Genomic DNA, 14,689 nt, shown 5'->3' on the forward strand with positions numbered 1-14,689 from the left:
GGGCGTGGGTAGACGGTTACCAATGGATACAGGGAGATGGCCAACACGTGCTTTTCACCGGAAACGCAGTGAGCTTTCTGGGGAGCAACTCCACCGGCTTTGGCAACAATCTATGGACACGTGGAGACAACACGACATCTCTCGGACACTTCGTTCATCAATACCAAGGCTACAGTACCGCTGTTGGAGCATTTGCAACGACGGATGGCATAGGTACCGTTGCACTAGGCAATTTTTCCAGCGCCTATGGTGTTAACTCGATGGCGCTCGGAAGCGGTGCTAGAACCGAATCTGGAGCAGGCAACTCTCGGATTGCCATCGGTGGCAACTCGCGCGCTGGGTCTGCAGGCTGGTCAGGAGCCGTGGCGTTGGGAGGCGCAGCCGAAGCGCAGTATGATGGGGTTGCTGTAGGCCATCAGGCACGCACCACGGCAAATGGCACGGTGGCACTGGGGATGGGCTCGGTCGCCACCGAAGCCAATACCGTATCTGTAGGTACGAGTAGCGCTAAGAGACGAATTGTTAACGTTCAAGATGCGCGTTTGTCCGCGACCAGCTCGGACGCCGTTACAGGAAAGCAACTCAACGCTACCAATACAGATGTGACGAAGGCCCAGGCAGCGGCAGATGCTGCGAAGACGACAGCCACGGCAGCACAGTCCACGGCCAATACGGCCAATACCAATGCCAACACAGCGTTGGCCAAGGCCAATGCGGTCAGTGGCCTGGTCAGCCAGGTCTCGGCCAGCGGCAACGTGCGTATTGGCGGCGAGAACACCGGCACCGTGCTGGATGTCCGCAACAAGTCCAATGCTGTTCGCACTATCACTGGCCTGAAGGATGGGGCGCTGAGCACGACCAGCACCGAGGCGGTGACGGGCAAGCAGCTCAATGCAACCAACGCCAATGTCAGCAAGGCGCAGGCAGCAGCCGACGCGACGGCTACACGGCTGAACGCCAGCGCAGTGGCCCTTGGCGCGGGAGCTGTCGCGGAGCAGGCCAGCTACGGCATCAGTACGGCGCTGGGCAACAACGCCAAAGCCTACAACGGCAAGAGTGTCGCCATGGGCGCAGACGCTCGCGCGACGGTGGATGACGCGGGTAACAAGATCAGTGGCAACGCGGGTGTGTCCATCGGTGCTGGAACCCGCAGTGGCAACGGTGCGGTGGCGCTTGGATTGGATGCCGTCGCAACGGGTGATCGAGGCGTTGCCGTCGGCCATGAGGCGTCTGGTAAAGGCACGCACGCCACCGCTCTGGGCTTCCAGAGCAACGCGTCGGCCAACCAGGCCACGGCGGTCGGGCGCGGGGCGGTTGCCAGCAGCCTGTATGCCTCGGCACTGGGTAATCAGGCGAGTGCTAAGGCACAGAGCGCGCTGGCCCTAGGTGATCGCGCCAATGCGGCACATGCAGGCGCGGTTGCGCTGGGTAATGGCTCAGCAACGACTGGGACCAATCAGGTCTCGGTGGGCAATGACTCGTTGAAGCGCAAAGTGGTCAACGTGGCGGATGCCGCCTTGAGTACGTCCAGCAGTGAAGCGGTGACCGGCAAGCAGCTGCATGCCACCAACACCAGCGTGGCTGCTGTGAAGGCGACCGCGGACGGTGCGCAGGCGCGCGTGGCGGTACTGGATGGCCTGGTGGGGCAGGTGTCGGCAAGTGGCAACGTGCGCTTGGGTGCAGACAACACCGGCACCGTCGTCGACGTGGCCAACAAGAGTGGCGCCAAGCGCAAACTGCAGAATCTGGCCAATGGCGTGCTCAGTGCGTCCAGCACGGATGCAGTGACCGGGCAGCAGCTCAATGCCACCAATAGTGAAGTGACCAGCGTGCGCACCGCCGCAACCGCGGCCAAGACGGCGGCCGATGCCGCCCGTGGCGTGGCTGATGGCGCTGTGCAGAAGGCTGATGCCTTGGGCGGACTGGTGGGCCAGGTGTCTGCCAGTGGCAATGTCCGCCTGGGGGCAGAGAACACCGGCACCATTGTGGATGTCGCCAACAAGACCGGAGCCAAGCGACGCGTCTACAACATCGCCAACGGCACGCTGAGTGCAGGCAGCACCGATGCGGTGACCGGGCAGCAGCTGTTTGCGACCAATGCCACGGTGGAGACACAGCGACAGGCTTTGGCTGGGCACACGCAGCAGCTGACGGATCAGGACGGGCGTATCGCCGACAACCGGATCGAGATCGATGCGCTGCGTGCGGACTTCGACAACTTCGATCCGGATCTGGATGGCGTGGTCAAGTTCAGTGCTGATCGTCGCCTGGTGGATATGGAAGGAGCGCGCGTATCGGGTGTGGCTGCTGGAGATATCAGTTCTGCGGCTAGTACGGATGCCGTGAATGGAGGGCAGCTGTTTGCGACCAATCTACGAATGGCCGAAATGGAAGATCTGACCCGCTTCATTGCGGTGGGTGCGGATGGCTTTAGTACAGCCGCACTTGCTGGGGATCTGGGTGTTGCGGTGGGCGACGGCGCTATTGCATCTGTTGACAAGGAGGGGGCGACCGCGCTTGGGGCATTCTCGACTGCGAGTGCAAAGAATTCAGTAGCTCTTGGGCGGGCTGCCAACGTTCATAGTGGCGCCGAGGATGGCTTCGCGCTGGGTGGAAGGTCTCAGGTAGCGGCAAAGTACGGAGTTTCCCTCGGGGCGGAGAGTGAGGTCCATGTCTCCGCGATCGGATCTGTTGCGCTCGGATATCAGTCTATTGCGCGTGAGTCAGAAACCGTATCGATAGGTAATGACTCGCTTCAGCGCCGGCTGGTGAATGTTGCGCGTGGAAGAGGAAGCAACGACGCCGCCACCGCAGGGCAGCTGAATGACGCTCTAGCCACTTTGGGTGGAGGTGCAGGACTGGACGGCGCTGGCAGCATCATTGCGCCCGAGTACAAGGTTCAGGGCAGCACCCACAGTACCGTGGGTGAGGCGCTGGTTGCATTGGATGGAGCGGTGGTAAAGGCGAGCAGTCGTTCGGAACGTGTCGAAAGTCAGATGCGCGCGACGTTCCAGCAGTCGCCCTCGACCCGGGCGGATGGCGTTGGTCAGCTGAACTTGGCAGGTACGCAGGGCATGGTTCTGTCGAATCTGGCCGATGGACGCATTGCTGCAGGCAGTCGTGATGCGGTGACTGGTAGCCAGCTATACGCAGCGAAGCAGGACATCGCGCGGAACAGGAGTGATCTTGACGCACTCCGCGACGCGGAAAGTTCCGGTGTCGCCGTTGCCGCCAGCGCTGGTGGCGTAATCGACTTCGGTGGCGCGACCCTTACAGGTGTAGCCGATGGAATGCTGTTGCCTGAGGGTAAGGATGTTGTGAACGGGGGGCAGTTGTATGCAACCAATTCCAGAGTCGAAAGTTTGGAAGAGCGCACAGAAATGCTGGCAGTCGGATCGGAACTGCATAGGGAGCGCGCTGAGGCAGGAATCTACGGCGTTGCCCTCGGTAATGGAGCTCAGGCTTCGATGGATTCTGAAGGGGGGACAGCAGTTGGCAGCTATACAAGCGCGCTCGGGAAGAACTCTGTTGCCTTGGGGCGTGGTGCGTATGTTAGTTCTTTCGCGGAGAACGGATATGCGCTTGGCGCAGGTGCGAGAGTAGACCAGAGCGGGGGAGTTGCATTGGGAAGCTATGCTATCGTCACGGAGGATGCTTTGGAGTCCGTCGCTCTCGGCGCCTATTCATATGCATCAGAAAGGGGGGTGATTTCCTTTGGCAATGATTCGCTCAAGCGTAGATTGACCAATGTCGCACATGGGGTCGCTCAGCATGACGCAGCCACCATCGGCCAGCTCCGCGGCGCCCTTTCCACCCTCGGCGGCAACATCGACGCCAACGGCAATGTCACCACCCCCGGCTTCAACATCCAGGGCCAGCACCAGAGCACCGTCAACGACGCTCTCACCACGCTGGATTCCGCCGTAGTCACCACGGGCTCCCGCATGGACCGCGTTGAAACCCAGCTCCGCTCGGTCTTCCAGGAAACGCCGTCCACCCGTAGCGACGGCATCGCCCAACTCACCCTGGCCGGCGCCAACGGCATGGTCATTTCCAACGTGGCCAACGGCCTGATCGCTGCCGGCAGCCGCGAGGCGGTCAACGGTGGCCAGCTGCACGCCGTGCAGCAGCAGCTCAATGGCCGCATGGATGGGCTGGAGCAGCGCGTCGACGGTCAGCCGCAGTCGCGTGCGCTGGCTGCGGCTTCGGCCGCACCCACCGAACAGGTCACGCCAAGGCCGGAAGCCAGTGATTCGCCGCAGGTGGCCTCGGCAGGCGAGGGCACGTCGCCCACGCCGCAGCCGAAGTCGAAGAAGGACGACACGCCGTCGCCCACGCCGCAGGTGAGTACACGTGATCTGGAGGACATGCTGGCCCGCGCCAACGAGTACACCAATGGTGCCATCAGCAACTTCGAACGCCGCCTGGACAAGATGGACAAGCGCTTCAACCGCATGGCCGCGATGAGCAGTGCGCAGACGGCCATGGCCATGAACACGGCCGGCCTGGCCACCTACAACCGCCTCGGCGCGGGCGTGGGTTATGCCGAAGGCGAATCGGCCATGGCGGTGGGCTACCAGCGCGTGCTCAACGAAAAGGGCTCAGCCACCTTCAGCCTCAATGGTGCGTTCACCAACAGCGGTGAGCGCAGCATGGGCGTCGGCGTGGGCATCGGCTGGTAAGCCATGGAGCCCCGGCGTGACGCGCGTAATCCGCCCCGCCGCGCCGGGGCTCTTGCCGAGGAAATGGCAATGTATCGATGGGTAAGCCGGTTCATCAGCTACCGCACGTTCTATCTGTGGCGGGCACGTTTTTACTACTACACCCGCAATCTGGACCGCTGGCTGCTGTTCGCCCTGCTGTGCGTGGCGGGCGTGGGCTTGGCGGCCTGGTACACCTGGCGGGTATCGAGTGTGCCGCCGCCGCGCGTGCATCCGGAGGCCGCCGCGCTGCGCGTGGAGAACATCACCCAGGAGGCGATCCATCGCATCGTGCTGGTGCGGCATGGCGGCCCAACCCCGGGCGAGCCGTTCACCACCCCGGAGGATGTCCGTGCCGGTACGCTGCGCACACTGCGGGTGCGGCAGCTGCTGGAAAGTGCGATGGTGTGGCAGCTGAAGGCCCACATGCTGGCCGACATCGCGGCGTACATCGATGCCACGGGAAGCTGCTTCCCATTCCCGTGCTGGCAGGTGAGCCATCGGCTGGAACTCATGCGTGCGGCGGAGGCGGAGAACGCGGCCATCAACCGGGCGCTGGAGCCGGTGCTGGAGGTGCCGCTGGACAGGATGCCCAACCTCAACGGCGGTGAGCGCGCGCGGATACAGACGGCGTGGTCCGATCCGTTCGGCGATGTCTACAACCAGACCTGGTTGTTGGGCGATCTGCAGAACATGCACGCGCGGATGATGATGGCGTACCCGCAGCGGGCGGGAGCCCCCTGGCTGATGCGCCTGCTTGGCGATGAGACGGAGGAGCAGCACCATGATGTCTGGTAGGGCAACGCACCTCCTGTAGAGCCGAGCCATGCTCGGCTGCTCTTCGGTCAGCTATCCGGATGCCTGATGCACCGTGCGGACCAACGGTCCGCACCCACCAGAAGAAGGAAGCAGGTAGCGCGCTTTCTGTAGAGCCGAGCCATGCTCGGCTGCTCTTCGGTCAGGTGTCCGGATGCCTGATGCACCGTGCGGACCAACGGTCCGCACCCACCAGAAGAAGGAAGCAGGTAGCGCGCTTTTCTGTAGAGCCGAGCCATGCTCGGCTGCTCTTCGGTCAGGTGTCCGGATGCCTGATGCACAGTGCGGACCAACGGTCCGCACCCACCAGAAGAAGGAAGCAGGTAGCGCGTCTTCTGTAGAGCCGAGCCATGCTCGGCTGCTCTTGGGCCAGGTGTCCGCACGCCTGATGCACAGTGCGGACCAACGGTCCGCACCTACCAAGGCCGGAACCATCCAAGGCCGGAACCATCCAAGGCCGGCGCAACCGTCACCCGCCGATATACGCGGTGATCTCCGCTTCGGCCAGCAGCTGCCGCAGCTGTGCGACAGACGCGCGTCGCATCGGCTTCTCATCCACCGGCGACAGCGGCGCCTGGCGCAGCGCATCGTACGGCAGCACGGCCAGGTCAAAGGTCAGCTCCTCGGCACTGAACACCCACACCGGCACGTCCAGGCTGCGCTCGCGGTCCATGCGCAGCCGGCGCGTCCGCGATTCAGCGGGAATGCCGTGCTCGTCCAGGAAGCGATGCACGGCTTCCGGGTCGTCGCTGTGCAGGTGAAGCTGCACCGGGCTGTTGGCATCGGCGGTGCCTTCCAGCACCGGGCCGGCCAGCCGTGGGGCGAAGCCGTGCAGGAACTCCAGCGCGCGCATCGCGGCCTCGCGGCGGCGCTGCAGTTCATTGCCGTGCTGGGGCCCGGCGAACAGCCGCTGGTATTCGCGCAAGGCGTCTTCGATCTCGGTGTTGCGGGGCAGGGAGGCATCGTCGTGGATGCCGAGCCGGCTGGCGGCCTTCAACTTGGCCTGGTGATAGTCGCGGATGCCGCCTTCGGCCATCAGGCGGGCGGCTTCGTGGGCGAGGCGGTGGCGCCGCTCGCGGGTCTGGCTGGCAGCATGCTGGCGGGCGCGATGCATGCGATGACTCCTGTTGCGACCTGGCTACAGACTAGCGCACGGATGTGACATCCGCGTAGGTATTTCAAGGTGGGGATGTAGAGCCGAGCCCACGCTCGGCTGCTCTACGCGGGGGCCCTGAGCCGAGCATGGGCTCGGCTCTACAGTCGCATCGGTGCCAACCCACGGTTGGCACCCACTGCACCCTTCCTCAGAAGATATCGAACGCGGCGGCGTCGGCCTGTGGCGTATTGAGGTTCAGGTCGTAGTCGGTCAGGCGATCCATGTCTTCCACCTTCACCCACTCGGTCGCGCCGTTGAGCGTGGCCTGGACCATGCCGCTGGGCGGCTCGTTCTGCGCGATCGGGGTGTCCTTCAGCGCGGTGCGCATGTAGTCGATCCAGATCGGCAGCGCCGCCTTGCCACCGTACTCGCGGTAACCCAGCGAGCGGAAGTCGTCGCGGCCCACCCACACGGTGGTCACGTACGGGCCGCCGAAGCCGGAGAACCAGGCGTCACGATGGTCGTTGGTGGAGCCGGTCTTGCCGCCCACGTCCTCGCGGCCGAGCACCTTGGCCTGCACACCGGTACCGCGCTGGACCACGTCGCGCATCATCGACACCAGCTGGTAGGCGGTGCGGGCGTCGATCGCGCGCGGAGCGGTGCGGGCATCCGGGTTGGCCGGAGCGGCGGCAGTTTCGGTCTTGGCTTCGGCCTTGGCCGCAGCGGCCGGGTCCACCTTCGGGGCCGGGGCGCCGAAGTTGAAGCCATCCACCACCTGGTTGACCGGCTGATCGCTGCTGCCGGCGCAGTCGCGGCAGGCCAGCGCCGGGTTTTCCTTGAACACCAGGTTGCCGTCGCGGTCATTGACCTGGTCGATCAGCCAGGTATCCACGCGCGAGCCGCCATTGGCGAACACCGCGTAGCCACGCGCCACCGACAGCGGGGTCAGCGATGCAGTGCCCAGCGACATCGACAGGTTCGGCGGCAGCTCCGATTCGGCAAAGCCAAACTCGCTGATGTACTTGCGCGCGTAGTCCACGCCCATGCCATCGAGCAGGCGTACCGAGACCAGGTTGCGCGACTGCACCAGCGCTTCACGCAGGCGCATCGGGCCGCGGAAGCCGCCGCCGTCGTTCTGCGGGGCCCAGGTCTTGCCGCGGCGATCGCGGAACACGACCGGGGCGTCGAGCACGATCGAGGCTGGGTTGTAGCCCTTGTCGAAAGCGGCCGCGTAGACGAACGGCTTGAAGCTCGAACCCGGCTGGCGGCGGGCCTGGGTGGCGCGGTTGAACTTGTTGCCGGAGAAGCTGAAGCCACCCACCAGCGCCTTCAGCGCGCCGCTGTGGGCATCCAGCGAGACCAGTGCGGACTGGCCGCGCGGGATCTGGTCCAGCAGCCACTCCCCTTCCTTGGCACCGGCGCGTACGCGCACGATGTCGCCGCGCTGCACCAGCTTGCCCGGGGTCTTGTTGGTCCACTTGGCGGCGCCGGCCGGCAGCACGATCTCGGTGCGGTTGGCCAGCACCACCGTGGCGCTGCCATCGGCCGCGGTGCTGGCGACGATTGCCGGCAGCAGGCCGGCCTGGCCGTACATGCCGCGCAGGTGCTCGGCCAGCGCGGCGGTATCGTCGCCGGCGCCCAGCTGCACCTGCTTCTCCACGCCGTGCCAGCCGTGGCGGTGGTCGTACAGCAGCAGACCATCACGGACGGCCAGGTTGGCGGCGGTCTGCAGGGTGGAGTCGATCGTGGTGGTGACGTGGTAGCCCTTGTTGACCACGTCGCCGCCGAAGCGGGCGATCATTTCCTGGCGCACCAGCTCGGCCACGTAGGGTGCATCGACCTGCACCGGCGGCTCATGCGCGGTGGCGTGCATCGGCACGGCCTTGGCCGCGTCGGCTTCGGCCTGGCTGACGAACTTCAGGTCGGCCATGCGCTGCAGCACGTAATTGTCGCGGCGCTGGCGGGCACGTTCCGGGTTGGAGATCGGGTTGCCCGACGACGGGAACTTGGGGATACCGGCCAGCGAGGCCATCTCGTCCAGGTCCAGCTCGTTCAGCTTCTTGCCGTAATAGAACTCGGCGGCAGCGGCCACGCCGTAGGCGCGGTTGCCGAAGAAACTCTTGTTCAGGTACAGCTCGAAGATCTCGTCCTTGCTCAGCTCGGACTCGATCTTGCGCGCCAGCAGGATCTCGGCCAGCTTGCGGGTGTAGCTGTACTCGGAGCTGAGGAAGAACTGGCGGGCGACCTGCTGGGTGATGGTGGAGCCACCCGGCACGCGCTTGTCGTTGGTGGTGGCCAGCAGCCAGACCGCGCGGCCGATGCCCATGTAGTCCACGCCGCCATGTTCGTAGAAGCGGGCGTCCTCGGTGGCCAGGAAGGCCTGCTTCAGCCGCTCGGGCACGTCCTTCATGGTGACCGGGGTGCGCCGGGTCTCGCCGAACACCGCCATCAGCTTGCCGTCGGCAGCGTAGACGTACATCGGCTCCTGCATTTCCACGTCGCGCAGGGTCTGCACGTCGGGAAGCTTGGAGGAAACGGCATAGTACAGACCGCCCACGGCGGCCGCGCCGATCAGCGCCAGGACCAGGACAATCAGGAAGATCCAGCGCAGCCAGCGGCGGAGTCGAGTCATCGGGTTCAGATTCCGATTGCGAATTTCGTGGTCGCAGAGTATAGATTACGCAAGGTGGCGGCTGGGGTCGGCACCGGGGAGCGCAAGGGGAACAGTCAGGGGCTGCATGGTGAATCCGTGAGGGATTTCACAGCAGGGCCGTTGCCATTTGCTAAGAATACGTTATTAATGCTCGGACGCAGGTCTTGCGTCCAAGTGCCCGTCGGCAGGGGAGAAACCGTGGGGCTCATCCCAAAAAGTCAGTCGCCGCTTGTAGGCGTCGACATCAGTTCGACTGCGGTAAAGCTTTTGCAGCTGTCCCGCAGCGGCAATCGTTTCCGCGTGGAACATTACGCTGTGGAACCTCTTCCGCCGAATGCGGTGGTGGAGAAGAACATCGTCGAAGTGGAGGCCGTCGGTGAGGCCATCCGCCGGGCGATGAACCGTTCAGGCAGCAAGGCCAAACTGGCCGCTGCCGCCGTCGCGGGGTCGGCGGTGATCACCAAGGTGATCCCGATGCCGGCCGATCTCGACGAAAACGACATGGAAGCCCAGATCGAGCTGGAAGCGGTCAACTACATTCCGTATCCGATCGAGGAAGTGAACCTGGACTTCGAGGTGATCGGGTCGATCCCGAACAACCCGGAGATGGTCCAGGTGCTGCTGGCCGCGTCGCGTTCGGAGAATGTCGAGCTGCGCCAGTCCGCGCTGGAGCTCGGTGGCCTGCAGGCCAAGGTGATGGACGTGGAGGCCTTCGCGGTCGAGAACGCCTACGCCCTGGTCGCCAGCGAGCTGCCGGTGTCCATCGACGGCGTGGTTGCGCTGGTCGACATCGGCGCCACCATGACCACCCTCAATGTCCTGCGCGGCGGTCGTAGCCTTTACAGCCGCGAGCAGGTGTTCGGTGGCAAGCAGCTGACCGACGAGATCATGCGCCGCTACGGCCTGAGCTACGAGGAAGCCGGGCTGGCCAAGCGCCAGGGCGGCCTGCCGGAAAGCTACGAGATGGAAGTGCTGGAGCCGTTCAAGGAAGCCACGGTCCAGCAGATCAGCCGCCTGCTGCAGTTCTTCTATGCGGGCAGCGAATTCAACCGCGTCGATCACATCGTGCTGGCCGGCGGCTGCGCCGTGCTCGGTGGCCTGCCGGAGATGGTCGAGGAACAGCTGGGCGTGCCGACCGTGGTCGCCAACCCGCTGGCGCAGATGACCCTGGGGCCGAAGGTGAACGCGCATGCGTTGGCCCAGGATGCCCCCGCGCTGATGATCGCGACCGGTCTGGCGCTGAGGAGCTTCGACTGATGGCACGCATCAATCTATTGCCCTGGCGCGCCGAACGGCGCAAGCAACGCCAACGCGAGTTCTACGCAATGCTGGGCATGGCCGCTGTCGGTGGCCTGCTGTTGTCGCTGATGATCTGGTTCTATTACGACCGCCAGGTGAGCGGCCAGATGGACCGCAACGCCTATCTGGAAGCCGAGATCGAGAAGGTCAAGGAACAGAACAAGGAGATCGATCGCCTCGACGCGCAGAAGGAACGCCTGCTGGCCCGCAAGAAGGTGATCGAGGAACTGCAGGCCAAGCGCTCGCAGATGGTCCACCTGTTCGACGCGCTGGTGCGCACCATTCCCGATGGCGTGGTGCTGACCGCACTGAAGCAGGAAGGGGATGTGCTGACGCTGGAAGGTCGCACCCAGTCCAATGCCCGCGTTTCGGCCTACATGCGCAACCTGGAGACCTCCGGCTGGATGACCAATCCTGAGCTGTCGATCATCGAAGCGCGTGACCCGGAGAAGGACAAGGATGGCAAGGTCGGTCCGCTGGCCGACATCAAGGCGCTGCCCTACGTGTTCGTGGTCAAGGTGAAACTGCCGGCACAGAGCGAAGAGGTCTCGGCGACGCCGGGCCTGAACGCCGATGGCTCGGTGGCGACGGCTGCGCCGGCACCGGTGGCTCCGTTGGCCGCAGGTACGGATGCCGCGACGCCTGCGGCTCCGGCAGCGGGCCAGCCGGCAGCGGCTCCCGCCGCACCGGCCGCTGCACCGCCGGCCACTCCGGCCAAGCCGAACCAACCGGCCGCTCCGGCCGCCGCGCCGGCCCCGGCACCTGCCCCGAAGCCTGAGGGCAGCCGCCTGGCGCAGCCGCCGCAGGCCTTCAATGCGCTGCTGCAGGGGGACCGCGCATGAGCCAGAAGATCGACATCAAGAACCTGGATTTCAACGACATCGGCAACTGGCCGCAGAAGGCCAAGATCGTCTTCTGCTCGTTGCTGGCGCTGGTCATCATGTTCGTGGCGTGGATGCTGCTGATCAGCGGCAAGCGCGAGGAACTGGCCGGCCTGGAATCGAAGGAAGTCGAGCTGCGCACCGAGTTCACCAAGCAGCAGGAACGCGCGGTGAACCTGGGGCCGCTGAAGCAGCAGCTGGCGCAGATGGAGCAGGTGCTGCAGCAGATGCTGCGGCAGCTGCCGAGCAAGACCGAAATGCCCGACCTGATCATCGACATCTCGCAGACCGCGCTGTCCAGCGGCCTGACCAACGAGCTGTTCGAGCCGGAGCAGGAGCAGATCAAGGAGTTCTACGCCGAGAAGCCGATCAAGCTGCGCATGGTGGGCAGTTACCACCAGTTCGGCGCATTCGTCAGTGGCGTGGCCTCGTTGCCGCGGGTGGTGATCCTGACCATGCATGACATCAACCTCAAGCCCAAGGAAAAGACCGGCGGCAACGTCCGCAGCGGTGCACTGGAACTGTCCGGTACGGTCAAGACCTACCGTTACCTGGACGAGACCGAAGTGCAGGCGCAGCAGGCGGCCGACGCTGGCAAGGAGGGCAAGAAGTGATGCGCGCGCAGACCGTACGTGGTGCGATGGTGCTGGCTGTACTGCTGCTGGCCGGTTGCGGCCGTGGCGTGACCAGCACGCCCGGCGACGCACCGAACCTTGAGAAGTGGGTGGAAGGCGAGCGCGCGCGACCGGCGCAACCGCTGGAGCCGCTGCCGGTGATGCAGCAGTTCGAGACCTTTGAATACTCCGCGCAGGGCATGCGCGATCCGTTCACCGATGCCTGGACCAATCCGCAGCAGGGGAACGGCGGATTGCGACCGGACCCGAACCGGCGCAAGGAGCCGTTGGAAGGCTTCCCGCTGGATGCGCTGGACATGGTCGGCACCATCGGTACCGGTGCAGGCACCGTGGCGCTGGTGATGGGGCCGGACAAGGTCACCTACCGGGTTCGCCCGGGCGGTTACCTGGGGCAGAGCGACGGGCGGGTCACGGCGGTCTTCGAAGACCGCGTGGAGCTGATCGAACTGGTGCCGGATGGCGCGGGTGGCTGGCTGGAACGGCCGGCAACGCTCTCGCTTGAAGATCAATGATCGTTTACTGGGGATAGCACGATGACCTTTCACCAAGCCAAGGGGCTGCGTCCCATCCGGCGCTCTACCTTGAACCGTGTCAGCGCGCTGGGAGTCGCGCTGATGCTGGCCTGCGCTCCGGCGCTGGCTGCCGCACCGGCGGAAAAACCGGTGGGCGCCACCGTGGCACCGGCCGCTGCGCCGGCAGGCCTGTCGGTGGCCAAGATCGATTTCAAGCGTGGCGATGACGGCGCCGGGCGCCTGATCGTGCAGTTCGACGGGCAGGGCGCGATTCCTGACCTGCGCACGCAGGGCAACAGCGTGGTGGTCGACGTCGGCAATGCCCGACTGCCGGCCAACCTGCAGAAGCCGATGAACGTCACCGACTTCGCCACGCCGGTACAGCGCATCGACGCCAAGCCGTCGGGTGCCGGCACCCAGCTGGTGCTGAGTACCGGCGGTGCAGTGGAGTCGCTGGCCTACCAGAGCGGCAACGAGTACGTGGTCGAGATCAGCCCGCGGCAGGCCCAGGCCGCCGTCGGCGCGGTCACCGCCGGCAGCGTCACCCAGGCGGCCAAGGCCGTCGGCCAGCGCGGCTTCACCGGCAAGCCGGTGACCTTCAACTTCCAGGACGTGCCGGTGCGCACCGTGCTGCAGTTGATCGCCGAGGAGTCCAACCTGAACGTGGTTGCGTCCGACTCGGTGCAGGGCAATGTGACCCTGCGCCTGGTCAATGTACCGTGGGACCAGGCGCTGGACATCGTCCTGCGCGCCAAGGGCCTGGACAAGCGTCGCGATGGCAGCGTGATCTGGGTGGCGCCGCAGGCTGAACTGGCCAAGTTCGAGCAGGAGAAGGAAGACGCGCGCATCGCCATCGAGAACCGCGAAGACCTGCAGACCGACTACATCCAGATCAACTACCACAGCGCCACGCAGATCTTCAAAGCGCTGACCGAGGCCAAGGGCATTGGTGGCAGTGGCGGTGGTGGCAGCGGTGGTGGTTCGGGCAGCTCGTCGCAGGAAGACAGTGGCTTCCTGTCCTCGCGCGGCCGCATCGTGGCCGACGAGCGCACCAACACGCTGATGATCAGCGATATCCCGAAGAAGATCGCGCGCATGCGCGAGCTGATCAACGTGATCGACCGCCCGGTCGACCAGGTGCTGATCGAAAGCCGCATTGTCATCGCCACCGATACCTTCGCCCGCGAACTGGGCGCGAAGTTCGGTGTCAGCGGTAGCCGTGACAACGTGTACTTCAGCGGCAGCCTGGATGCCAATGCCGAGACCCGCAAGTCGCAGGTCGCAACAGACCTGGCCAACGCCAAGGCCGAGCGTGACTGGGAAGCCGGTGGCCGGGTCGGCCCGCCGCCGGTGAAGTCCGGCTCGGCGATCACCCGTGGCCTGAACTGGAACCTGCCGGTGGCCGCCGCCAGCAACCCGGGTTCGCTGGCACTGTCGATCCTCAATGCCGGCTACCTGCTGGACGTGGAACTGTCGGCCATGCAGCAGGAATCGCGAGGCGAGGTGATCTCCAACCCGCGCGTGGTCACCACCAACCAGCGCGAAGCGATGATCAAGCAGGGCAAGGAGATCGGTTACGTCACCATCAGCGGTGGTACCGCTGGCGGCGTGGCGACGCCGAACGTGCAGTTCAAGGAAGTGGTGCTGGAGCTGAAGGTCACTCCGACCATCACCAACGACAACCGCGTGTTCCTCAACATGCAGGTGAAGAAGGACGAAGTCGACCAGCTGATCCAGCTGGAGGGCTACGGCACCGTGCCGTCGATCAACCGCCGCGAAGTCAATACCGCGGTGCTGGTCGAGGACGGGCAGACCGTGGTGATCGGTGGTGTCTACGAGTTCACCGATCGCAACAGCATCAGCAAGGTGCCGTTCCTGGGCGACGTGCCGTTCCTGGGCAACCTGTTCAAGAAGCGCGGCCGCAACAAGGACAAGGCCGAACTGCTGGTGTTCGTCACCCCGAAGGTGCTGCGCGTGGCCAAGCAGAACTGAGCCACCGCTCCGAAGTCTTCGAAGAAGGGCCGCCCTGTGCGGCCCTTCCTCGTTTCCGCCGGTAGATCCACGCCATGCGCGGATGCGCTGTTCAGCCGTTCTTGA

9 protein-coding genes are annotated in these 14,689 nt (G+C 64.8%); 7 read left to right on the plus strand and 2 right to left on the minus strand.

The features are described from left to right. Positions 1-68: 68 nt before the first annotated feature. Together AC5P7S_RS03530 and AC5P7S_RS03535 are read left to right on the plus strand one after the other, a co-directional pair. Positions 69-4,682, plus strand: coding sequence for a YadA-like family protein (locus AC5P7S_RS03530; RefSeq protein ID WP_262233289.1), 4,614 nt, complete (start codon positions 69-71; stop codon positions 4,680-4,682). Between the two features lie 69 nt (positions 4,683-4,751). Next, entirely contained in the window at positions 4,752-5,498 is a 747-nt protein-coding gene (locus AC5P7S_RS03535) for a hypothetical protein (protein WP_095379083.1), read from the plus strand. A 487-nt stretch (positions 5,499-5,985) separates the two neighbouring features. Here the strand turns inward: AC5P7S_RS03535 and AC5P7S_RS03540 are convergent, their stop codons facing one another. Further along, positions 5,986-6,630, minus strand: a complete 645-nt coding sequence (locus AC5P7S_RS03540) for a hypothetical protein (RefSeq protein WP_049411389.1) — start codon at positions 6,628-6,630, stop codon at positions 5,986-5,988. A 190-nt stretch (positions 6,631-6,820) separates the two neighbouring features. Continuing rightward, positions 6,821-9,244 carry a penicillin-binding protein 1A gene (locus AC5P7S_RS03545; protein WP_065179086.1) on the minus strand — a complete coding sequence of 808 codons (2,424 nt, stop codon included), beginning with the start codon at positions 9,242-9,244 and terminating at the stop codon, positions 6,821-6,823. A gap of 219 nt (positions 9,245-9,463) precedes the next feature. Here AC5P7S_RS03545 and AC5P7S_RS03550 point away from each other — a divergent pair, with 219 nt between their 5' ends. From AC5P7S_RS03550 to AC5P7S_RS03570, 5 genes are read left to right on the plus strand one after another with little or no spacing between them, the layout of a single operon-like run. Continuing rightward, positions 9,464-10,522: a pilus assembly protein PilM gene (locus tag AC5P7S_RS03550; protein ID WP_014038321.1), complete on the plus strand. Its 1,059-nt coding sequence runs from the start codon at positions 9,464-9,466 to the stop codon at positions 10,520-10,522. Continuing rightward, complete coding sequence (locus AC5P7S_RS03555; RefSeq protein WP_095379231.1) at positions 10,522-11,406, plus strand: PilN domain-containing protein; 885 nt, start codon at positions 10,522-10,524, stop codon at positions 11,404-11,406. The genes AC5P7S_RS03550 and AC5P7S_RS03555 overlap by 1 nt, the downstream gene beginning before the upstream one ends. Further along, positions 11,403-12,059, plus strand: coding sequence for a type IV pilus inner membrane component PilO (locus tag AC5P7S_RS03560; RefSeq protein ID WP_005418916.1), 657 nt, complete (start codon positions 11,403-11,405; stop codon positions 12,057-12,059). The genes AC5P7S_RS03555 and AC5P7S_RS03560 overlap by 4 nt, the downstream gene beginning before the upstream one ends. After that, on the plus strand, positions 12,059-12,592 hold the full coding sequence (locus AC5P7S_RS03565) for a pilus assembly protein PilP (RefSeq protein WP_005418914.1): 534 nt from the start codon (positions 12,059-12,061) through the stop codon (positions 12,590-12,592). Before AC5P7S_RS03560 ends, AC5P7S_RS03565 begins: the two co-directional genes overlap by 1 nt. Before the next feature lie 21 nt (positions 12,593-12,613). After that, positions 12,614-14,584 (plus strand): type IV pilus secretin PilQ, encoded by a 1,971-nt coding sequence (locus AC5P7S_RS03570; protein ID WP_069139281.1) that lies wholly within the window; start codon positions 12,614-12,616, stop codon positions 14,582-14,584. The last annotated feature ends 105 nt before the right edge of the window (positions 14,585-14,689 follow it).

The organism is Stenotrophomonas sp. YJH_SMC_32, assembly GCF_059369975.1.

What these genes read in the sequence shown, in the direction of transcription:
- AC5P7S_RS03535 (WP_095379083.1), top strand. Translation starts at nt 4,752, where the DNA reads ATGTATCGATGGGTAAGCCGGTTCATCAGCTACCGCACGTTCTATCTG.
- AC5P7S_RS03540 (WP_049411389.1), bottom strand. Translation starts at nt 6,630, where the DNA reads ATGCATCGCGCCCGCCAGCATGCTGCCAGCCAGACCCGCGAGCGGCGC.
- AC5P7S_RS03545 (WP_065179086.1), bottom strand. Translation starts at nt 9,244, where the DNA reads ATGACTCGACTCCGCCGCTGGCTGCGCTGGATCTTCCTGATTGTCCTG.
- AC5P7S_RS03555 (WP_095379231.1), top strand. Translation starts at nt 10,522, where the DNA reads ATGGCACGCATCAATCTATTGCCCTGGCGCGCCGAACGGCGCAAGCAA.
- AC5P7S_RS03560 (WP_005418916.1), top strand. Translation starts at nt 11,403, where the DNA reads ATGAGCCAGAAGATCGACATCAAGAACCTGGATTTCAACGACATCGGC.
- AC5P7S_RS03565 (WP_005418914.1), top strand. Translation starts at nt 12,059, where the DNA reads ATGCGCGCGCAGACCGTACGTGGTGCGATGGTGCTGGCTGTACTGCTG.
- AC5P7S_RS03570 (WP_069139281.1), top strand. Translation starts at nt 12,614, where the DNA reads ATGACCTTTCACCAAGCCAAGGGGCTGCGTCCCATCCGGCGCTCTACC.